This window comes from Methylobacterium sp. Leaf89, assembly GCF_001422215.1.
Taxonomy (GTDB): Bacteria; Pseudomonadota; Alphaproteobacteria; order Rhizobiales; family Beijerinckiaceae; genus Methylobacterium.
Genome location: NZ_LMML01000012.1, coordinates 80,378 through 101,804, shown reverse-complemented (window position 1 = coordinate 101,804; position 21,427 = coordinate 80,378). Strand labels below are relative to the sequence as shown.

Here is a 21,427-nt window from a genome sequence, read left to right as displayed (position 1 = left end):
CGTGCTCCTGACCACGCTCCTCGTCCTCTCGACGCTGCTGCCGCGCCTGGAGGCGACGATCGAAGATCTTCGACCGGACGCGACGCGCTGGCGGATGGCATCTGCGGCATCCGAAAGGAATTCTGCGCCCTTCCCGGTCTTCGAATCCGAGGGCCGGGCCGTCTCGAACTGGCGCTATGAGGCAGCTGAAAGCCTGCGCCCCGCCTCACTCGCTCTAGTGGCCCGCTACACGTCCGGCGCCCCGGCCTTCGTCGCCCGTTGCGTCAAGCTGAACAATTACTGGTGCATCAAGAAGGCCCGCTGGAACGGGGAGATCGGCGCGGACAGCGAGGGTCATACCGGATTCGCCACCGCGGCCGATGGCGCCGATGCGGCGGCGCAGCTGCTTCGGCGCTACTATCGCGAATTCGGCCGCCGGTCGGCCCTCGCCATCGTGCGGCGCTGGGCACCCGCAGAGTGCCGGATCGGCGGGTCGGTCGCACCCCTCGCGAGCCGTCGAACAGGCACGAGGATTTCTCCGGAGATCGCGCCCCGCGGGATCGGCGGCACGCTCCGGGCCCGCTTCCTGGCTCGCCATTCGCGCGGCGGCATCTCCCGCGCGGCCATTGTGGGACGGGGCGGCCCTCTGCGGATTCAGCCTTGGTCGCCCCTGGCGCGCCTACGGGGGCGTCCGAGCCCGGTGCGCGAGACAGCCAAAGGTCCAGCTTCCACGAAGTTGGCAGCGGCGACGCCATCGAAATCGGCACTGCTGGTCCGCCCTTCCGAAATTTTGGTGAAGCCCTCGACGATGATCGCCAGGCCATCCGTGCTTCTCGTCGAGCCGAGCGCTGTTCTGAGCGCCGCATCGACGGCTCAACAGCGTGTGCCGCCTACGAAAGCCGGGTCGGTGGCGCATCTGCAGGAGCGTTTCGTGGCGGAGTCCGCCGCTCTGCCGGCGATTACGGCGGGCACGTCGAGCCTGCCGCCTCTCGATCTGAGCGTGCCGGCGCCGGTCTGCGGCAACGATGAGACCCGCATCCGCAACTATGCCACGCGGATCGCCGCCAGCGTCGGCCTGAAAGTCGAAGACGACCTCGAGCTGTTCGGACCCGACGGACGTCCATTGCCGAACCTGCGCCCGGTCATGCAGGCGATGTCGAGCGTGGAGCTCGGGGCCCTGCGCGCTGCCCCGGCCCTGGTGGAGACCGCCATTGAGCGTCTCGATACCAACACCCTCGCCGCCGCCAACGCACCGGTCACGGCACCCTGAGCAGCGAGGCTTGACCCGCACGTCTTGCAGCGGCGTTGTGGTCGCGCCACCTCAGCGACATCGCTGCGGCGTCCAGCCTCGCCTTCCCCAACCCGCCCCATAAGAAGGTTGCCATGAACAGCTTCGCCGCGCGTGCGGGTTCCGCGGTCAAGGCTTTCGCCGAGGCATCGAGCGACCTGCTGATCCAGCCCACCCTGCGGCTCGGCGTCACCGGTCTCGCGCGATCGGGCAAGACCGTCTTCACGACGGCCCTGATCCATCACCTCGTCGAAGCCCATGCCCTTCCGGCCTTTGCGCCGGCCCACGAGGGCCGCCTGCGCCGGGCGCGCCTCGTGCCGCAGCCGGACGACGACATTCCGCGCTTTCCCTATGAGGACCACTACGCTGCCCTGACCGAGCAGCGACTCTGGCCACGCTCGACCGACCGGATCAGCCAGTTCCGCCTCGCCATCGAGTATGAGAGATCCGGAGGCTGGCGCTCCGGTCCGGGCACATTGATGCTCGATGTCGTGGACTATCCGGGTGAGTGGCTTCTCGACCTCGCACTGATCGATCAAAGTTACACCGCCTGGTCGCGCTCCACCATCGCGGGCACGCGCCGAAGTGGCCGCGGAGCGATGGCCGCGCCCTGGCTCGAGATGCTGAGGGGTCTCGACCCGCACGGCGCCCTTGACGAAGTGGTGGCCGAGCGCGCCAGCACCGGTTTCAAGACCTATCTCTCGGCCCTACGCGCTGGTCCCGAAGCCGTGGCGACCACGCCGCCCGGACGCTTCCTGATGCCTGGCGATCTCGCCGGCTCGCCGGCCCTGACCTTCGCGCCTCTCGACAACCTGCCTGAGATCCTGGCGCCGGACAGTCTCGCCGGACTGATGGAACGCCGCTTCGAAGCCTACAAGGCGAAGGTCGTCGAGCCGTTCTTCCGCAACCACTTCCAGCGAGTCGATCGGCAGATCGTCCTCGTCGATGTCCTGGCGGCGGTGGATGCCGGACCGGCCGCGCTGGCCGAGCTCGAGGAGGCGCTCGATGCCGTGCTTCTCAGCTTCCGCATCGGGCGCAACACGATTCTGTCCCGGCTGTTTGCGCCACGCGCCGAGCGGATCCTGTTCGCCGCCACAAAGGCTGACCATTTGCACCAAACGAGCCACGATCGCCTCGACGCCCTGCTACGGCTGCTCGTTTCGCGGGCGATGCGGCGGACGGAGGCGGCGGGCGCACGGGTCGGCACCGTCGCCCTGGCTTCGGTCCGGGCAACGCGTGAGACCACCGTGCATGACGGAGACGAGATCCTCCGTGCCGTATCCGGTACGCCGGAAGCGGGCGAGCGCGTCGGGGACGAGATCTTCGACGGCTTAAGCGAGGCGGCGATCTTCCCCGGTGAGCTGCCGCAGCGCCCGGAATTGGTATTGGAAGGAGCCGTCCCTCCCGGGTCCTTACGGTTTCCCCGCTTCCGACCGCCCCTCGTGAAACCCGATGCCCTCGGCCGGCCTGGTAACCTGCCGCAGATCCGGCTCGACCGCGCCATGCAGTTCCTCATCGGCGACAAACTCGCCTAAGACCTCCGGGATGTCCCAGTCATGAGCTCGAGCAACCGCCCCCGTGCCTTTCGCATTCCGCCGAGCGGATCCGAGGAGATCACCGACGGCATTGCGCCGTCTCCCGCGGCGGCGGCCAATGTCCGAATCGTCGAGGAGCCCTTCGAGGTCGTCGATGCGGCCGACGGTGTTGCGGTGCCTGTCGCCCCCAAGGCGCGCGCTCCGTGGCTCAGCCTGCTTCTTATCGCTCTCGGAGGTCTCGTATCCCTCGGCGTCGGGTTGTCGGTGGAGCGCCTGATCGCAGACCTGTTCAGCGCCGCCCCCTGGCTCGGCACCGTCGCCCTGGTCCTGCTGGCCGTCGCGGCAGTCGCATTCCTGGCCCTCGTCGCCCGGGAGTTGTCGGGGATCTGGCGCGAGCGCCAGATCGAGCGGGTCCGCGCCAGGGCGATCGAGGCGATTGCCACCCGCGACCATTCCGCCGCGCAGGCCGTTGTGCGTGACCTGACGGGTCTCTACGCCGAGCGTACCGCGTTGGCGGCGGGCCGTGCTCGTCTCGCCACCCTCGGCGACGCGATCCTCGATGTGGACGACCGCATCGGCCTCGCCGAGCACGAGTTGCTCGCGCCCCTCGATCGCCAGGCTCGCAACGCCATCGCGGCCTCGGCCAAGCAGGTGTCGGCGGTGACCGCCCTGAGCCCACGTGCCATTGTCGACGTCGCCTTCGTGATCTTTGCCGCCGTGCGCCTGTTGCGCCGGATCGCCACGATCTATGGCGGACGCCCGGGCTTTTTCGGTTTCCTGCGCTTGGCGCGTGCCGCTTTCGCCCATCTCACCGTGACGGGGGGCATGGCGGTCGGCGAGAGTATGATCCAGCAGGTGCTCGGCCTCGGCCTTGCCGCCCGCGTCTCGGCGAAGCTGGGCGAGGGTGTCCTTAACGGCCTAATGACGGCTCGCTTCGGCCTTGCCGCGCTGGCAGTCTGCCGCCCGCTGCCGTTCGTGCGTGAGGCGCCGCCGCGACTTTCGGACGTGGCGGGCGAACTGCTCAAGCCGCTGACGGATGAGCCGAAGGGCTGATCGCTACAGGGTCTTCATGAAGCCGGCGAGGCGCATCAGGCCTTCCGGCCAGGGACCGTGCCCGCTCGCCACGTTGATGTGCCCGGCCTCCCCCGCATCGACCACGACGGCACCCCAGGCATAAGCGAAGTCCTCGGCACGGGCGTAGCTGCAATAGGGATCGTTGCGGCTGGCGACCACCAGGGACGGGAAGGGCAAGGGAGAGCGCGGCACCGGTGCGAAGGCGGTGACGCTGGCAGGCAGGTTCGGCGTCGTCTCCACGTCCGGGAAGGCGACGAGAAGCGCACCACGCACAACGCCCGGCGCGAAGTCCGAGGCGGCCTGCACCGCGGCCACAACGCCGAGGCTGTGCGCGATCAGGATCACGGGGCGGGTCGCGCCGTTCACAGCCCCGACGATCCGCGCGCGCCAAGCTTGAGCATCAGGGTGATGCCAGTCGTCTTGTACAACGATTCGACCCGTGGAAAGCCGATCGGCCCAGCGAGCCTGCCAATGCTCGTCTTCAGAGCCGGCATAGCCCGGCAAAATTAGGATCTCGCAGTCGGCAATCTTCATGGCTCTGCGATACCGGCGGGGCTCCGCGTCGTCGAGTCGTTCGAAATTCTCGATGTGGAAAGGGGCGGCACGATTGTGTGCCGCCCCTTTCGTGCCTGACGCGAAAGATCCGCGTGATCGATCAATGCGCCTTGGGCGCGGAGGACGGTGACCGAGCTTGTGCGGGAGCGCCGGTCTCCGGCTGCTCGTTGCCAGCGGCCCGTTGAACGGCGGTGTTCAGGTTCTCTGGATCGAGGGCGCTCGCGACGAAGTCCCGTCCGCGATGGGTAACGTCGCGGGCGTAGCGAAGGCCCTGGTCACGCACTTCGTCCGCCCAGGGACCGACATTCTCGTCCTCGGTGCGGGTCCGTGGAAGCAGGGCGCCGATGAGGAGACCGGCCGCGAGTCCAACGACGCCAACGAGGAGTGGGTTTTCAGATACGAAGTCCTCGACGGCCGAGCGGCCATCCTGGAGACGCGCACTGCTGCGCTCGCTGAGATCGTTGATGCGGCGGCGCCCCTCCTGGCGGGTGTCCGATGCCCAGCCTCGGGCGTCGTCGTAAACATCCGAAGCCCGTTCACGCAGGTCCTGAACCGTGTCGGAAACGCGGTCGCGGACGTCGCCTGCGGTCTCAGCCGCGCGGTCGCGGAGGTCGCTGGCGCGGGCCTTCACCTCGTCGGTGGTCGAGGAACCATGGCTGCCCTCCGTCGTGTAGATGCTGTGTGCCTCGGTGCCGGAGTGGTGGGAGCCCGGGCTCGGCACATCGTGCAGGGAGCCTTCGGCCTGATGGCCGCGCGGCATTCCGGCGGCGAGAGCGATATCGTCGGGGAGCGAGCGGTGCTCGTCACCGGGTTTCTGGGTCGAACTCATGGGTTGCTCCTGAGAGTCGCCGAAGGCCGCATGGGCTGGATCGGGTCACGTGCGGTTGTCCGCGAGGGCCTAAATCTGGGTTTCGCTGGCGAGATGGTTGACGGGACGCTGCGTCGGAAGATCCGGATCGTAGACGCGGTCGGCGCCCGTCTTCGTCACCGGAAGGCCGTCGACCGCGAGGCGCGCGCGCCGGCGGATTCCCGGCGTCGTCTGGTTGGTCGACATGCGGTGGATAAGCCAGCCGACTCCGGCGGCGATAAGGAGCACCGGAACCGGATTGCGCCGCACCGCCTCCAGAGCCCCATCATAGGCGCCGCTGAGCGGCGTACGCCGAGCGTTGCCTAGCATCTCGTCGACGATGCTGGAGACTGAAAGCCGCTCTTGGATTTGGTCAATGGTCTGGTCGAGACGGGCACGGCTCGCCTCGATGTCCTTCTCCAGATCGTTCAACGATTCGGTCATCCCGAGACCCTCTCAGACAATGTACGGGCGTCCTCGCGGACTTGGCGGGTCGTGCGCACGGGGGCGAGGGTCGAGAGCGACATGGCATTTCGCCCGATCAAGGCAAGCGCCACAGCGACGACGAGGAGGACGCCGCCGACGATCAAGGCGGCGAGGGCCTCCGAGTGAACCATGGTGGCAAGCCATTTCACCAAGGCGTCGACGAGGACGAAGAGAGCGACGACGCCGAAGACGGCGGCGCCGACGAGGAGCCCAAGGCCGATGAACAGCGCTCGGACGTTGCTGGTCATCTCATTGCGGAAGAGGGCAATCTCCTTCCGCGCAAGTTCGTTGGTTTCCCGCAGGGCGTCGCCGATCAGGCCCTGGATACTGGATTGCGGACCGGTGGTCATCGAACGGTCCTCAGAGGCGATGGGAGGTCGGATGGGTACTGTTCAGAGGTGCGGCACTCGTCGACTTGATGAAGCGGGCCACCACGAAGCCGGTAAGGAAAGTCGCGACCGCAACCGCCACGGGAGCGCGCCGTGCGAACGCTTCTGCATCCTCGTAGAATTCCGAGAAGCTGCGTTCCTCGATTGAAGTGCCGAGATGCTCGAGACCATCGGCGGCACTGTCGAAGAAGGCCCTGATGTTAGGCTGCGCCTCGAAGGTCTTGCTGGACTCCCGGACGGACGTCGCGAGGTCGGTCACGGAGCGCGCGGCGTCGCCCTTGCGCTGGTCGATGTAGTCGGTTGCGTGCGAACGAGCCGCTTCGACGAAGCTGCGGCCACGCTCCGCCGCAACATCCGCGATCCCCTCGACATCGCCGCGCAGAGCCTTCCAATCGGCCGCCTGGTTCGCCGGCTCCGCGCCCATGGGGCCTGGGGGTTGGTTTGCGGTCACGGTGATACTCCTCGGCACGAGTTGAAAAGAAACGGCATTTGCGACGGTTAAACAGCAGCGGAAGAGACAGGGTTCCGCCTTGGGGTACCGCGTCTCGGACGAGGCCTGGGACGACCGGCGTCAGGCTCCGTTCAGCCGCGGTCTAGCAAGGCGCGAAAGCTTGAGCGTTGCGGTGTTCGGTAGGGTGTTCGGCGATGTCTGCGAGATGCAACGCCGGGCGCCGGAATGAGACAGGACGGGTTTTGAAGTGGGTTTGTTTGCCGTGAACCCCACGCATTCAGGTCTTGACCCGGGTCCATCGAACGCGCTTGGCTGCACCGACGGATCGCGCTCGGCTTCCGCGCGTTCACCCAATGTATCAGTCTGGTCGCGCGCAATTCTGCGCGGGACCCGTGAGGACCGGAGCCGGCTTCGTGGCACGTCTCGTCATCGTATCGAACCGCGTTGCAATCCCCGAGGAAGGGGGAAAAGCCGTTGCGGCAGGTGGCCTCGCAGTGGCCGTCAAAGAGGCATTCACCGCCTATGAAGGCCTCTGGTTCGGCTGGAGCGGCAATGTCGTCGAGAATCCATCCAGCGAACCGACCCTGATCGATCGGGGGCATATCAGTTACGCCGTGGTCGATCTGTCACCGCAGGACCATCGGGAGTATTATAGCGGCTTCGCGAACCGCGCCCTCTGGCCGATCATGCATTACCGGCTCGGCCTTGGAGCCTTCTCGCGCTCCGATTATGCCGGTTATCAGCGTGTGAACCGCATCTTCGCCCGAGCTCTCGCGAACCTCGTCGAACCCGACGACATCATTTGGGTGCACGACTACCACCTGTTGCCCCTGGCTTCCGAGCTTCGCGGGCTCGGGATCGCCAATCCGATCGGATACTTCCATCACATCCCGTGGCCGGCGGCAGACGTGTTCAACACGCTCCCCGCCAGTGGCGATCTTCTGCGCGGCATCGCGGATTACGATCTGATCGGTCTGCAGACCGATCCGGACGTCCACAACCTGACACGCAATCTCATCGACGAACTTCGAGCGATTCCCCTCGGCGGTGGCTCCCTGATGGTGGACGGCCGCCGCACGCGCATCCGCAGCTTCCCGATCGGGATCGATGTGGCCGGATTCAAGGAAGCGGCCGAGAATGCCGGGTCCAACCGTACCGTCCGCGAGACGATGGCGGGCCTGCGGACGCGCAAGCTGCTGATCGGCGTCGACCGCCTGGATTATTCCAAGGGTGTGCCGGAGCGGATGGAGGCGGTGGACCGTTTCTTCGCCTCCAACCCGGACCAGCGCGGGAACGTGGTCTATCTTCAGATCACCCCGAAATCCCGGACCGAAGTTCCGGAATACGAGGACCTCAGCCGCGAGGTGAACGAGACCGTCGGACACATCAACGGAACACTCGGCGAGCCGAACTGGACGCCGATCCAGTACGTCACCAAGGCCTATCCCCGTCCTGTCCTCGCCGGCCTCTATCGGGCTGCACGCGTCGGTCTCGTTACGCCGATGCGCGACGGGATGAACCTTGTCGCCAAGGAGTACGTCGTCGCGCAGACGGAAGAGGATCCCGGTGTTCTTGTGCTGTCGAAATTCGCTGGCTCGGCCCGACAGTTGCCCGAGGCGCTTCTCGTCAATCCCTATGACCGCTTCGAAGTCGCGGAGGCGATTCGTACCGCGCTCTACATGCCACGCGGTGAGCGCCTCGAGCGCTGGAAGCCCATGGTCGAGCGTATGACGCGCGAGGATGTTGACTGGTGGGCGCGTAATTTCATGGCGGAACTCGAGAACTTTCGAACGATCGAGCGTGAGCCGCCCCGTACCGCCGCCGCTGCGGAATGATCTGTCGGCGTCGTCCGGCGACGCCTAAACCCGGGACGACACCAGATTCTTGATCGCAACTGACCACATGATCGGCGTCGATGACGGCGTGCCGGCGCCGCTCGGCGCGCATTTCGACGGGCGCGGTGTCAACTTCGCCTTGTTTTCGCAGAATGCCACGGCCGTCGACCTGTGCCTGTTCGATCCTGGCGAGCGCCACGAAACTCGTCGAATCCGGCTACCCTGTCGCACCGACGACGTCTGGCACGGTTACCTGCGCGGCGTATTCCCGGGCCAGCTCTATGGCTACCGCGTCCACGGTCCCTGGGATCCGGCTCAGGGCCACCGCTTCAATCCAGCCAAACTGCTGCTCGACCCCTATGCCCGAGACATTCAAGGCCGCATCCGTTGGCATGATTCGCTCTACGGTCACCGCCGCGGACTCCAGCGCGCGGACCAGATCGACCGGCGCGACAGTGCCGCATTCATGCCACGTGGCATCGTGGCGCCGCCGGAGGTGCCCGACCTCGCGGTGAGCCCGGTTCGACGACCGCTGTCGCAGACGGTGATCTATGAGGCGCACGTCAAGGCACTCACGCAGACCCATCCGGACGTGCCGGAGGCGGCACGCGGGACCTATGCGGCGCTCGCCCATCCGGCGATCATCGAGCATCTTCTGAAACTCGGCGTCACCGCCATCGAGCTCCTACCGATTCAATCCTTCGCCGACGACCGTTTCCTCGTCGAGAAGAACCTCGTGAATTTCTGGGGCTACTCGCCCCTGAACTACTTCGCCGCCGATCCACGCTACCGCGGCCCGGCCGGCATCGGCGGCCTGCGGGCGGCTATCCGCGAGCTCGCCGCCGCCGAGATCGAAGTGATCCTCGACGTCGTCTACAATCATACGGCGGAGGCCGATCACACCGGACCAACCCTGTCGTTCCGCGGCATCGACAACGCCAGTTATTACAAGCTGAAACCGGACAATCGCCGCGAGGAAATCGACTGTACCGGCTGTGGCAACACCCTCGACCTCGACCATCCGCGCGTCATGCAGATGGTCCTCGACTCCCTGCGGCACTGGGTGACCGCCTACGGCGTCGCGGGTTTCCGCTTCGATCTGGCGACGAGTCTCGGTCGCAACCCGTATGATTTCAGCCCCAAGGCGGCCTTCTTTCAGGCCGTCGCGCAGGATCCCGTCCTCGCCCAGGTGAAGATGATCGCCGAACCCTGGGACATCGGCGCAGGGGGGTATCAGCTCGGAGGCTATCCCCGCGGCTGGAGCGAGTGGAACGATCAGTTCCGCGACAGCATCCGGGGCTTCTGGCGCGGCGATCGCGGCACCCTGGCCAAGGTCACGCAGGGTCTCTCCGGCTCACGCGAAATCTTCGCGGCCTCCGGGCGGTGGCCGCTGTCGAGCATCAACTTCGCCGCCTCTCATGATGGCTTCACCCTGGCCGACGTCGTAGCCTACGAGGAGAAGCACAACCTCGCGAATGGTGAGGACAATCGCGACGGCCATGGACACAATCTCTCGCGTAATTACGGCGTCGAGGGCGAGACCACCGATCCAGTCATCCTTAACCTGCGGGCCCGTCAGAAGCGCAATCTCCTGGCGACAGTGTTCCTCGCGCAGGGCGTGCCGATGCTGCTCATGGGCGATGAGCGCTCGCGCAGCCAACGCGGCAACAACAATGCCTACGCGCAGGACAATCAAACCAGCTGGATGGACTGGGAGAACGATCCCGATCTCAGCCTCACGACCTTCGTCGGCAACCTGACACGCCTTCGCCGCGAACAGCCCGCCCTTCGTCGGCGCGACTATCTCACTGGAGCACTGGTCGATGACGGGCCTCTACGGGACGTTCATTGGCTTGCCCCGGGCGGGACTGAGATGGCAGATGGCGATTGGGCGGATTCCGAGCGGCAAGCCTTCGGCATGCAGATCGGGAATGACCTACCGCAGGCGGATCGCCTGCTGATCCTCGTCAACGCGGCTGAGGAGCCCTGCGACTTCACCCTGGCGCCGATCATCGGCGGCCCCTGGACGCTCGTTTTCGACACCACCAAACAGACCGGTGCGGTACCGGCCGGACAGGCTCTGTTTCCGCCAGGGGCCGGGATCCGCCTTGATGCGCAGGCAATTTACGTCCTGCGCGCGAGGCCGGCTTCGGCCTATCGGGGATAAGCGCAGGGCGGATCGAAATCGTCGCCGGGGCTCGGACGAGGGCTCATCCCGCCGATCCCTCATGGCACAGCTCATGACGCGCTTGTTCGAGGAACTCTTCGCGTTCGGAATTCGAAAGCGGTAGCAAAGCGCATTCGGAGGTCGGGTGGGCGTCGGCGCCGTCGGCGTCCCATCATCGCTCTGCGTGACCGTTCCGGGCGAAATTGAGCTTGGCCCTCGCCAGGACCAGGACTGCAACAGTTTCTTTCATTTCGGATCTCAGAGCAGGGGCGAGCGTGTCCGTCGCGCATTAGGCAAATGTCGGACCGTGCCCGTATTGACGCCGAGAAGCCGGTGCGGTGCACAAAACTCTTTCGGCCGGTGGTTGTCGCTGCCGAGCCACGCCTTACCTCGACGGTGATCCCGCAGGGAACAACACGGTGCGCGCCGGCTTCTGCAAGGTGCGACGGACGCTCATGTCCCCCCGAAGCGTGCGAGAGACGGAAGATGGTGGCTTGATGCGGCGCGCCCACAGCATGGCTTTCGGCAGCGAAGTGACGAAGGACGGGGTTCGCTTCGCCTTCTGGGCGCCGACGGCCCAGGAAGTGAGCCTGGTGCTCGACGGGGCCGACCATACGATGCCGGAAGCCGGTGCAGGCTGGCGCCGGCTCACGGTTCCGAACGCCGGCGGTGGTGCGCGCTACGGCTATCGCATCGACGGCGATCTCGTCGTACCGGATCCGGCATCGCGGTTTCAGCCCGACGACGTCTCCGGCTTCAGCGAGGTGATCGATCCGCGCGCCTACGATTGGACCGACAGCGCCTGGACCGGACGCCCCTGGGAGGAGGTCGTGCTCTACGAACTCCATGTCGGGACGGCAACGCCGCAAGGCACCTACGCGGCGCTGGAGGGCAAGCTCGAGGATCTGCGCGACCTCGGCATCACGGCAATCGAACTATTGCCGCTGGCCGACTTCAAGGGCACCCGCAACTGGGGCTACGACGGGGTGCTGCCCTACGCGCCGGACAGCGTCTACGGCCGACCGGACGACCTGAAGCGCCTCATCGACAAGGCGCACGCCCTCGGGTTGATGGTTTTCCTCGACGCCGTCTACAACCATTTCGGCCCGGCTGGGAATTACCTCAACGCTTACGCCAAGACCTTCTTCACCGAACGACACCAGACGCCCTGGGGCGCCGGAATCAATTTCGACGGCGAGACCAGCGGACGCGTTGTCCGCGACTTTTTCATCGAGAATTCCCTGTACTGGCTCGAGGAGTTTCATTTCGACGGTCTGCGCTTCGACGCGGTCCATGCGATTCTCGACGATTCCGAGAAGCACTTCATTGGAGAACTCGCTGAGACGATCCGCGCAAGGCTGCCCGGCCGCCACATTCACCTTGTTCTCGAGAACGAAGCGAACCAAGCCCGCTGGCTTGAGCGCGATCCGCAGGGTGAGGCGATCCAGCACAACGCACAATGGGCCGACGATCTGCATCATTGCTGGCATGTGCTGCTGACCGGCGAGGATGCCGGATACTATGCTAGCTTCGCCGACAAGCCGGTTCAGCATCTGGCTCGCTGCCTGTCGGAAGGCTTCGCCTATCAGGGCGAGCCGTTCCCGACCCTCGACAACCATCCGCGCGGCGAGCCTTCAGCCCACCTGCCGCCCTCGGCCTTCGTCACCTTCCTGCAGAACCACGATCAGGTCGGAAACCGGGCGTTGGGTGAGCGCCTGAGCGACCTCTGCGATCCGCAGAAGCTTGCGCTTGCCCGGGCCGGGCTGATCCTGAGCCCGCAGATCCCGATGCTGTGGATGGGCGAGGAGTGGTCGGCGACCGCGCCGTTCCTGTTTTTCGTCGATTTCGCGCCAGACGGGGAATTGAACAAGGCCGTTCGTGAGGGCCGCCGCCGGGAGTTCAAGAGCTTCGCCGCCTTCGCCGACGACACGTCGGTGATCCCAGACCCCACCGAAGCGAAGACGTTTACGGATTCGCGGATCGACTGGTCCGAGCGCTCGGATGCTCCGCACCGCGCGGTGCTCGCCGATACGCGCAACCTGCTTCAGATCCGTCATCAGAGCGTGGTGCCGCTGACGAAGACCCGCTACCTCGGCGCGAAGACGACCCTCCCGCGGCCCGACATCGTCGACTGCACCTGGACCTACGCGGGCGGCTGGCTTCGCTTCGTGGCCAATGTCGGCAGCGAGGATTTTACCGTCGAGCGTGGGAGCGGTCAGGTCATCTGGTCGAGCGGGTCGGGCAACGGATCGATCGTACTTCCGTCTTGGACGGGTGTTTTCCTGACGGGTGTGAACTGATGAGCCGCGACCTCGAACGCCTCGCCGACCTCCTTGGCGTCGCCGCCGGCTACACCGACGCCTTTGGGCAGCCGGTGGAGACCGCTCTTGACGTCCGGCGCGGGATGATCACCGCCCTCGGCTATCCCGCCGAGACCGATGCGGATATCGCCGCGAGCCTCTCCGAAGTCTCGGCCGTGCGGAGCGGGTTGATCCCGCCGCTGCTGCCAGCCGAGGCCCGCCGCGCCACGAGTGTCCCGATCCAAGTGGCAGGCGCCGGCGGGACCTTGTCCTGGCGTCTGGTCGACGAGCGTGGACATCACCGCGAGGGTCGTGTCGCGGTCACGGGCTCCAGCTTCGAGTTGCCGCCACTCACTCCCGGCTATCACCGCCTCTCCGTCGCACTTGGTGAGCATCGCTCGGATGCTTGGGTGATCTCGGCGCCGCAGCGCTGTTGGCGCCCGCGGGCCTACGCCGATGAGGGAGCCCGCGATTGGGGGCTCGCGGCACAACTCTATGGCCTGCGCTCACCCGACAACCTCGGGATCGGCTCTTACGCCGATGCGGGGCGGGCAGCGCGGGCTGCGGGCCTACGCGGTGCGTCCTTCCTGGGCCTCAGCCCCGTCCACGCGCTGTTCGCCACCGACCGCACAAAGATCTCGCCCTACTCGCCGTCGTCACGGCTCTTTCTCGAGACCCTGTTCATCGAGCCCGGTGTCCTGCCGGGCTTCGTCGGCTCGAAGGCGGCCGCTCTCCTCGCCTCCATGGCGGATCGCGTGGAGAGCCTGCGCGAGGCCAAGCTCGTCGAGCATGCTGGCATCTGGGCCGTGCTCTCGCCGGTGCTTCAGGCCCTCTGGCAGGAATCCGCGGCGCGCGACGGGATGGACGCGGGCTTTGCCGCCTTCCGGGCCGCCGGCGGCCCGGATCTCGAAGCCCACGGCACCTTCGAGGCGCTCGCCGAGCATTATCAGACACAGGGCGCCCAGTGGCTCGGTGACTGGCCGGAAGAGATGCGCCGCAACGGGACGCCCGCCGTGCGCGCCTTCGCCGAGGCCCACGCCGAGACCGTGACCTACCACATCTGGCTGCAGTACCTTGCGGATCGCCAACTGGAGGACGCATCCAACACCGCGCTCGCCACCGGCATGCGTCTCGGGCTCTACCGCGATCTCGCCGTCGGCGCCGACCGCGGCGGCTCGGAGATCTGGTCGCATCCCGAGCGGTTCGCGAACGGCGTCTCCATCGGGGCACCGCCGGATCTTCTGGCGCCGAAGGGTCAGGATTGGGGCCTGCCAGCCTTCCATCCCCTGGAGATGGAGCGCGACGGGCTCGCGGCCTTCCGCGCCCTGGTGGTGGCGAACATGCGCCACGCCGGCGCGATCCGGATCGACCACGCCTTCCAGCTTGCGCGCCTGTTCCTGATCCCGGTCGGCCGCTCTGCCAAGGAGGGGGCTTACGTCGCGATGCCTTTCGAGCCGATGCTCGCGGTCCTGCGCCTGGAAAGCCACCGCGCCAAGTGCCTCGTGATCGCGGAAGATCTTGGCACTGCGCCGGAGGGCTTCTCAGACGCCCTGATGCAGGCCGGCATCCTGAGCTACCGGATCCTCGCCTTCGAGCGCGAGCAGGGCGCCCGCTTCAAGCCCCCGGCAGCCTATCCCCGCGATGCCCTCACGGCCATCACCACGCACGACCTGCCGACGTTCGTCGGATGGTGGCGGGGCGTCGACACCGACACACGTCAGGCGCTGGGACTCTACGATTCCGAGCGGGCCGATGCGGAGCGACGCGAGCGCGTCGAGGAGCGCGCCCGCCTCACCGAGGCGCTCGCTGCTGAACAGCTGCTGCCGAGCTATGATCCGCCCGAGGCCGCGCCGTTCGAAGCTGCTGCCCGTTATCTTGGGCGCGCGCCGTCCATGCTGACGGCGGTCCAGTACGAAGACGTCGTGTCCGAGCTGTCCCAAGCCAACGTCCCGGGCTCGACGGAAGGCTATCCGAACTGGCGGCGTAAGCTCGATCGCACCCTGGAGAGCATCGCCGCCCCAGGGGGGCCGCTCGCTAAGCTCGCCGCCTCCCTTGCCGCCGAGGATCGCGGGCCGCGCTCGGGCGCCGCGCGCCTCGCATCGGCTCCCCCCCGATCGACCTACCGCCTTCAGTTCCACAAGGATTTCACCTTCGCGGATGCGGAGAAGATCGTCCCCTACCTTGCCAAGCTCGGCATCAGCCACGTTTACGCCTCGCCGATCCAGAAGGCCCGGCCTGGCTCGACGCACGGCTACGACATCGTCGACCACTCCACGATCAACCCGGAGCTCGGCGGCGAGGAGGACTTCGTCCGCTTCTCGGACACGCTGCACGGTGCCGGACTCAAGCTCCTCCTCGACATCGTGCCGAACCATATGGGCGTGGGCGGCGCCGACAATCCCTGGTGGCTCTCCGTGCTCGAATGGGGTGGCCTCTCCCCCTCGGCCGAGGCCTTCGACATCGACTGGTCACGGCTCGGCGCCAAGAACAAGCTTGTGGTGCCCTTCCTCGGCGACCGCTACGGCGAGGCCCTGGAAAAGGGGACTTTGGCGCTGAAGTTCGACCCGGAGAAGGGGGCCTTTAGCATCTGGCACTACGAGCACGAATTCCCGATCTGCCCGTTGCAGTATCCGACGATCCTGAACCGCTCGCTTGCGGCCCTCGGCGACATCGAGGACGCAGCTGCCCTGGAAGTCTTGGGCATCTCCGAGCGCTTGCGCCTCATGGGCGAGGAAACGACCGACGAGCGCCGTCGCGCCTTCCCGGCTGAGGCCGAGGAATTGAAGGATCGCCTCGTGGAGGCCGTCGAGGCCTCGCCAGCCATCGCGGCCGCGATCGGCCGCACGCTGAAGCTTCTCAACGGCGCCAAGGGGCACCCCGACAGCTTTGGCCCGCTGCACCGCCTGCTGGAGCAGCAATCCTACCGCCTCGCCCATTGGCGGATCGCCGCGAGCGACATCAACTATCGCCGGTTCTTCGACGTGAACGGCCTCGCCGGCCTGCGCGTCGAGCAGTCCGACGTGTTTCGGCGATCGCACGAGACGATCTTCCACCACATCGCGGCCGGGCGGATCGATGGGCTGCGCATCGACCACATCGACGGGCTCGCCGATCCCCTTGGCTACGCGCGCGCTCTTCAGGCCGCCATCGGCCCGGGCTTCTACGTGGTGGTGGAGAAGATCCTCGAACCCGGCGAGCGCCTGCGGCCCTGGCCCGTGGCGGGCACCACCGGCTACGACGTCCTGAACCAGCTCGACGGTATTCTCGTCGATAAGGGCAAGCGCGCCGAGATCCGCCGGCTCTACGAGAGCCGGACGCAGTTCGACGAGCCCTACAAGTTCATGCTCCGGGCCGCCAAGGCCGAGATCCTGGAGATCAGCTTCGCCTCCGAGCTCGAGGTGATGACCTCCGACCTGAAGGCGGTGGCCGATGCCGACCGGCGGACTCGTGACTTCTCGGTGAACGCCATCCGGCGGGCGCTCATCGAGACCATCGCCCGCTTCCCGACCTATCGCAGCTACCTGCCGGGCGACCTCGACGAGAGTGATGTCGAGTACGAGGATATCCGCCTCATCGAGACGGCGGTGAAGAAGGCCAAGCGCTGGAGCGCGCTGCCGGACCGCTCCGTGCACGACTTCGCCGCCGACGCCATGCTCGGCCGCATCGACGTGACGGGCCCGGGCAGGCCGGACCCGGAGGTGATCCTGCGTTTTCGCCGCCGCTTCCAGCAGCTCACTGGCCCGGTGATGGCCAAGAGCCTTGAGGATACGCTGTTCTACCGTTTCGCGGAGCTCCTCGCCCTCAACGAGGTCGGTGGCGATCCGGGCGAGTACGGCCTCGACGCGGAGCACTTCCATGCGCTCCAGGCGGCGCGGGCGCGCGACTGGCCGAACGCGATGATCACAACCGCGACCCACGACACCAAGCGCGGTGAGGATGCCCGCTCCCGCCTGCTCGCCCTGTCGGAAATCCCGCAGGATTGGGCCGCCGCCTGGGAGACCTGGACGAACCTCGCCCAGCCTCACCTGACGGTGATCGACAAGGAGCCGGTGCCGGACGCCAACGACCAGTGGATGTTCTTCCAGGCCATCCTCGGTGCGTGGCCGCTGGAGCTTCTCGACGCGGACGATCCCATGGCGATCGAGGATTTCCGTCATCGCCTCGACGCCTATGCCGAGAAGGCCCTGCGTGAATCGAAGCGCCGGTCGAGCTGGGTCAACGTCGACGAGGACTACGAGGGCGCGGTCCACGCTCTCTTCGCTCAGCTCATCGCGCCGGGGTCGGCGTTCCTGGCTCAGCTGCGCCCCTTCGCGAAGCGCCTTGCCCATCTCGGCATGATTGCCGGTCTTGGCCGAACCGTGCTGAAGGCGACCCTGCCGGGCCTTCCCGATACGTACCAGGGGACCGAGTTCTGGGATTTCTCGTTCGTCGATCCCGACAACCGGCGCCCCGTGAACTATCCGGCCCTGGCCCGTGCGCTCGAGGAGGGCCTGCCCGCCGCCGATCTGCTGGCACACTGGACGGACGGGCGCGTCAAGCAGGCGACTCTTGCCAAGCTTCTGGCCGACCGCGCCGCTCGCCCGAGCTTCTACGCCGACGCCGATTATCAGGCACTTCCGGCGTCCGGTTCGCAGGCGGAGCATGTCATCGCATTCACACGGTCCGATGCGACGACGGGTGAGGGCGATCTCGTCGTGGCGGTCCCGCGCCTTGTCTCGGGCCTCGTCGGCGAGGACCTCTGGTCGAGTGAGGCTTTTGCGGGCACGGGCGTGGCGGTGACGCCGGCCTCGGCCTGGATCGATCTCGTCACCGGCGACGAGATTGCTGCCGAGGATGGCCGGATCGAACTCGGACGGGCCTTCGCGCGTCTGCCCTATGCCGTCTTGAAGCGGATCCGCTGACGGCGCGTCGAACGCGTCTCGCATGGCGAGGGCGCACCGACACGATCGACACGGGGGAGGGATCGGCCTTCCCCGTCACGGCTTCGCCTTCTCGGGACAGCCGCTCGCCGGTTCAAGCGGTCCCTGCCGGGGTCCAGAGCCGTGCACGCAGAGACGAAATGGAGCACGCATGAACGCACCCAGTCCCGCAACGACCGCCGCCCAGCGGACCGCCGCCGGTCAGGTGCCGCTTCCCGCCGCCCTCGCGCCCCGGGCCGAGGGGCCCCGCATCTACAACCTCTTCCCGCTTCTCGTCGGCCGGGTGTCCGCCTGGACCGCCGAACTGCCTCGGATCGCCGCCCTCGGTTTCAACTGGGTCTATCTCAATCCCTTCCACCAGACCGGTGGGTCGCGCAGCCTCTACGCCGTGGCCGATCCGGACCGTCTGGACGAGCGCTTCCGCGACCAGGACGGAACTTCGGACGACGAGCAGATCCGTCGGTTCTGCGCCGCTGCTGCGGCGCACGGTCTCAGCGTGATGACGGACCTCGTGATCAACCACACCGCGATGGATGGCCCCCTTGCCAGCCAGCGTCCGGACCTGTTTGTGCGGGATGCCGAAGGCCAGATCGAGAGCCCCTACGCGGTCGACCCCGACGATCCGTCGATACGCACGGTCTGGGGCGATCTTGCCGAACTCGACTATCATTCGGACAGTGCGCGTCGCGAACTCACCGCCTTCTGGTCGGGCTACGTCAATCGGCTGCAGGATCTCGGCGTCCAGGGCTTCCGTTGCGACGCCGCCTACAAGGTCCCGGCTACGGTGTGGCGCGACCTCATCGGTGCTGCCAAGGCGCTGGAGCCGGATTGCCTGTTCGCGGCCGAGACACTCGGCTGCACCTTCGAGGAGGCGCAATCCACCGCCGGCGCCGGGTTCGATTACCTCTTCAACAGTTTCGCCTGGTGGGACTTGAAGGCTTCCTGGGCGCTGGACCAGTACGAGCGCCTGCGCGTCATCGCGCCCTCGATCGCTTTCCCCGAGAACCACGACATGGCCCGCTTGGCGGCTGACCTCGACGGCGACGCGGCGGCCATCGCCCGTCATCTCACGGCGCGCTATGCCCTGTCGGCGTTCTTCTCGGCCGGTGTGCTGATGCCGATCGGGTACGAATGGGGCTACCAGCGTGCCCTGCACGTGGTCGACACGACGCCGGAAGCGCGGGAATCGAACACCGGAATCGACATCTCGGCTTCGATCGCAGCGATCAACGCACTGCGGGCCGAACTTCCGGCTGCCAACGTCGAGGGCGCCCAGGCGCGCATCTCCTCGCCGGACGCGCCCTACGCGGCTCTGCTGCGCTTCGACACCGGACATGGCGCCTCCGCGCGCAGCGCCACGCTGGTCCTGTACAATCCGACGGAGGCTCCGGTGCCGGTGGAGCCCGGTGTCCTGCTGGCCCGGACCGGTGGCATGCTCGGCGATTTCATCGATCGGACCCCCGAGGCGGAGCCCATCGATTTTCGCCCGGGCGTCGCCCTGACTCTGGCGTCGGGAGAAGTCCGCATTCTCGCCGCGGAGCGCGCGGACGTACAGGTTGAGCCGAAGCCGAGCACGCCCACCGGTGAGGGACGGGTGGTGATCGAGGCGGTGATGCCGGAACTCGACGGCGGTCGGTCGGCGGTCAAACGCGTCGTCGGCGAGAGCGTCCACGTCACCGCCGACATCTTCAGCGACGGCCACGAGATCATCGACGCCGAGATTCTCTCGCGTGTGGTCGGCGAGACCGAATGGCGGGCCGACCGCATGGTCTTCGTGGACAACGATCGCTGGGGCGGCCACTTCCCGCTCCTTCGCAACGCCCGCTACGAGTTCACGATCCAGGCCTGGCGAGATGGCTATTCGTCCTGGGTCCGCGACACCCTGAAGAAGCGCGACGCCGGGGTCGACGTCCGTCTGGAGACCATCGAGGGCGTGGACTTCGTGACGGGCGCGGTGGAGAACGCCGAGGGCCCGGATGGCGACCGACTGAAGGCGCTCGTGCGCGAACTCGCAGCGCAGCCGACTGGCTCGTCGGCGCAGCTCGACCTCATGCTTGCGCCAGCCAACGCGCACCTGATCCGTCGGCATGCCCCGCGCAACAACCTCTCGCGCTATCCCGTGAAGGTGCCGGTGATCGCCGACCGCCTCGCCGCTCGATTCTCGGCTTGGTACGAAGTTTTCCCGCGCTCCCAGTCGATGGACGTCGACCGCCATGGCACCTTCGACGACGTGATCCGACGCTTGCCGGAGATCCGCGAACTCGGCTTCGACGTGCTGTACTTCACGCCGATCCACCCCGTCGGAAAGACCAACCGCAAGGGCAAGAACAACACCCTCAAGGCCCTGCCCGGGGATGTGGGCTCGGTCTACGCGGTCGGCTCCGAAGAGGGCGGGCACGAGGCCGTGCACCCGGATCTCGGCACCCTCGACGACTTCCGCCGCCTCGTGGCGGCGAGCCACGCCTACGGGATGGAGATCGCCCTCGACTTTGCGATCCAGTGCTCGCCCGACCATCCCTGGATCAAGAACCACCCCGAATGGTTCGAGTGGCGCCCCGACGGCACGCTGAAGTTCGCCGAGAATCCGCCCAAGAAGTACGAGGACATCTCCAACGTCCACTTCTACGGTGGCGCGCTGCCGTCACTTTGGATTGAGCTGCGCGACATCGTCATGGGCTGGGCCGAGCTCGGCGCCCGGATCTTCCGCGTCGACAACCCGCATACGAAGCCGATCCCGTTCTGGGAGTGGATGATCGCCGAGGTGAATGCCCGCTACCCGGACGTGATTTTCCTCGCGGAGGCCTTCACCCGGCCGAAGATGATGAAGAAGCTTGCCAAGGCCGGCTATCAGCAGAGCTACACTTACTTCACCTGGCGCGACACCAAGCAGGATCTGATTGCTTATTCGACCGAGCTAGCCGGAGAGATGGGCGAATATTATCGCCCTAACTTCTTTGCCAACACGCCGGACATCAATCCGATCTACCTGCAGACCAGTGGACGGGCGGGCTTCGTCGTACGTGCGACCCTCGCCGCCACGCTGTCGAGCGTCTGGGGCATCTACAACGGTTTCGAGATGTGCGAGGCCGAGCCCTACCCAGGCAAGGAGGAATACCTCAACTCCGAGAAGTACGAGCTGAAGGCCTGGGACTACCACCGCCCCGGCAACATCCGCGACCACATCATCAAGCTGAATCAGATCCGGCGCGACAACCCGGCCCTATGGGACTTCCGCAACGTCGTCTTCACCGGCGCCTACAACGACCAGATCATCGGCTACGCCAAGGTGACGCCGAACGGGGACAACTGCATCTTTGTGCTGGTCAACCTCGACCCGCGCAACCGTCAGGAATGCACCTACGAGGTGCCGCTCTGGCTGCTCGGACAGCCCGATGACGGCGCGGTCGAGGTCGAGGATCTGCTCCTCGGCTACAAGTTCGCGCTGCGTGGGAAATCGCACCGGATCGCCCTTGATCCCGCAGAGCGCTCGGCGGTGATCTGGCGCCTTCGCGCCCCGAGCCGGGTTGCGTAAGCCGCGTGCCCGTGTCAGCAAAAAACCCGGCGGCCCAGACGGGCCGTCGTCGTGTCGCCCGATTGTCGGC

The 21,427-nt window shown here is 66.6% G+C and carries 13 protein-coding genes; 8 read left to right on the top strand and 5 right to left on the bottom strand.

The features are described 5' to 3' along the window. The first annotated feature begins 1 nt into the window (after nt 1). The 3 genes from ASF18_RS06770 to ASF18_RS06760 all read left to right on the top strand — a co-directional run bounded on the left by ASF18_RS06770 (nt 2) and on the right by ASF18_RS06760 (nt 3,855). Entirely contained in the window at nt 2–1,249 is a 1,248-nt protein-coding gene (locus ASF18_RS06770) for a hypothetical protein (protein ID WP_056350371.1), read from the top strand. A gap of 113 nt (nt 1,250–1,362) precedes the next feature. Continuing rightward, nucleotides 1,363–2,802, top strand: a complete 1,440-nt coding sequence (locus ASF18_RS06765; RefSeq protein ID WP_056350581.1) for a YcjX family protein — start codon at nt 1,363–1,365, stop codon at nt 2,800–2,802. A 21-nt stretch (nt 2,803–2,823) separates the two neighbouring features. Further along, a complete protein-coding gene (locus tag ASF18_RS06760) occupies nt 2,824–3,855 on the top strand; it encodes a TIGR01620 family protein (RefSeq protein ID WP_056350368.1) in 1,032 nt (343 codons plus the stop codon). Nucleotides 3,856–3,858: 3 nt separating this feature from the next. On the opposite strand, the gene ASF18_RS06755 is transcribed toward ASF18_RS06760, so the two are convergent. The 5 genes from ASF18_RS06755 to ASF18_RS06735 all read right to left on the bottom strand — a co-directional run bounded on the left by ASF18_RS06755 (nt 3,859) and on the right by ASF18_RS06735 (nt 6,604). Next, a complete protein-coding gene (locus ASF18_RS06755) occupies nt 3,859–4,410 on the bottom strand; it encodes an alpha/beta hydrolase (RefSeq protein ID WP_056217242.1) in 552 nt (183 codons plus the stop codon). 121 nt (nt 4,411–4,531) lie between these two features. After that, nucleotides 4,532–5,260, bottom strand: a complete 729-nt coding sequence (locus tag ASF18_RS06750) for a hypothetical protein (RefSeq protein ID WP_082487175.1) — start codon at nt 5,258–5,260, stop codon at nt 4,532–4,534. 69 nt (nt 5,261–5,329) lie between these two features. Further along, nucleotides 5,330–5,722 carry a DUF3618 domain-containing protein gene (locus ASF18_RS06745; protein ID WP_056350366.1) on the bottom strand — a complete coding sequence of 131 codons (393 nt, stop codon included), beginning with the start codon at nt 5,720–5,722 and terminating at the stop codon, nt 5,330–5,332. Then, the gene (locus tag ASF18_RS06740) at nt 5,719–6,114 is read right to left on the bottom strand and encodes a phage holin family protein (protein ID WP_056217248.1); all 396 of its coding nucleotides are present in this window, start codon (nt 6,112–6,114) and stop codon (nt 5,719–5,721) included. The genes ASF18_RS06745 and ASF18_RS06740 overlap by 4 nt, the downstream gene beginning before the upstream one ends. A 10-nt stretch (nt 6,115–6,124) precedes the next feature. Next, complete coding sequence (locus tag ASF18_RS06735; RefSeq protein ID WP_156394190.1) at nt 6,125–6,604, bottom strand: hypothetical protein; 480 nt, start codon at nt 6,602–6,604, stop codon at nt 6,125–6,127. Nucleotides 6,605–7,017: 413 nt separating this feature from the next. Between ASF18_RS06735 and ASF18_RS06730 the strand changes: the two genes are divergently transcribed. The 5 genes from ASF18_RS06730 (at nt 7,018) to ASF18_RS06710 (ending at nt 21,357) form a co-directional block, all read left to right on the top strand. Next, nucleotides 7,018–8,439, top strand: coding sequence for a trehalose-6-phosphate synthase (locus ASF18_RS06730; RefSeq protein ID WP_055954941.1), 1,422 nt, complete (start codon nt 7,018–7,020; stop codon nt 8,437–8,439). A 67-nt stretch (nt 8,440–8,506) separates the two neighbouring features. After that, complete coding sequence (gene glgX / locus ASF18_RS06725; protein ID WP_056350364.1) at nt 8,507–10,606, top strand: glycogen debranching protein GlgX; 2,100 nt, start codon at nt 8,507–8,509, stop codon at nt 10,604–10,606. A 497-nt stretch (nt 10,607–11,103) separates the two neighbouring features. Then, complete coding sequence (gene treZ, locus ASF18_RS06720; protein WP_056350362.1) at nt 11,104–12,906, top strand: malto-oligosyltrehalose trehalohydrolase; 1,803 nt, start codon at nt 11,104–11,106, stop codon at nt 12,904–12,906. Beyond that, complete coding sequence (locus ASF18_RS06715; RefSeq protein ID WP_056350360.1) at nt 12,906–17,807, top strand: malto-oligosyltrehalose synthase; 4,902 nt, start codon at nt 12,906–12,908, stop codon at nt 17,805–17,807. Before treZ ends, ASF18_RS06715 begins: the two co-directional genes overlap by 1 nt. A gap of 169 nt (nt 17,808–17,976) precedes the next feature. Further along, nucleotides 17,977–21,357, top strand: coding sequence for a maltotransferase domain-containing protein (locus ASF18_RS06710; RefSeq protein WP_056350358.1), 3,381 nt, complete (start codon nt 17,977–17,979; stop codon nt 21,355–21,357). Nucleotides 21,358–21,427: the final 70 nt, after the last annotated feature.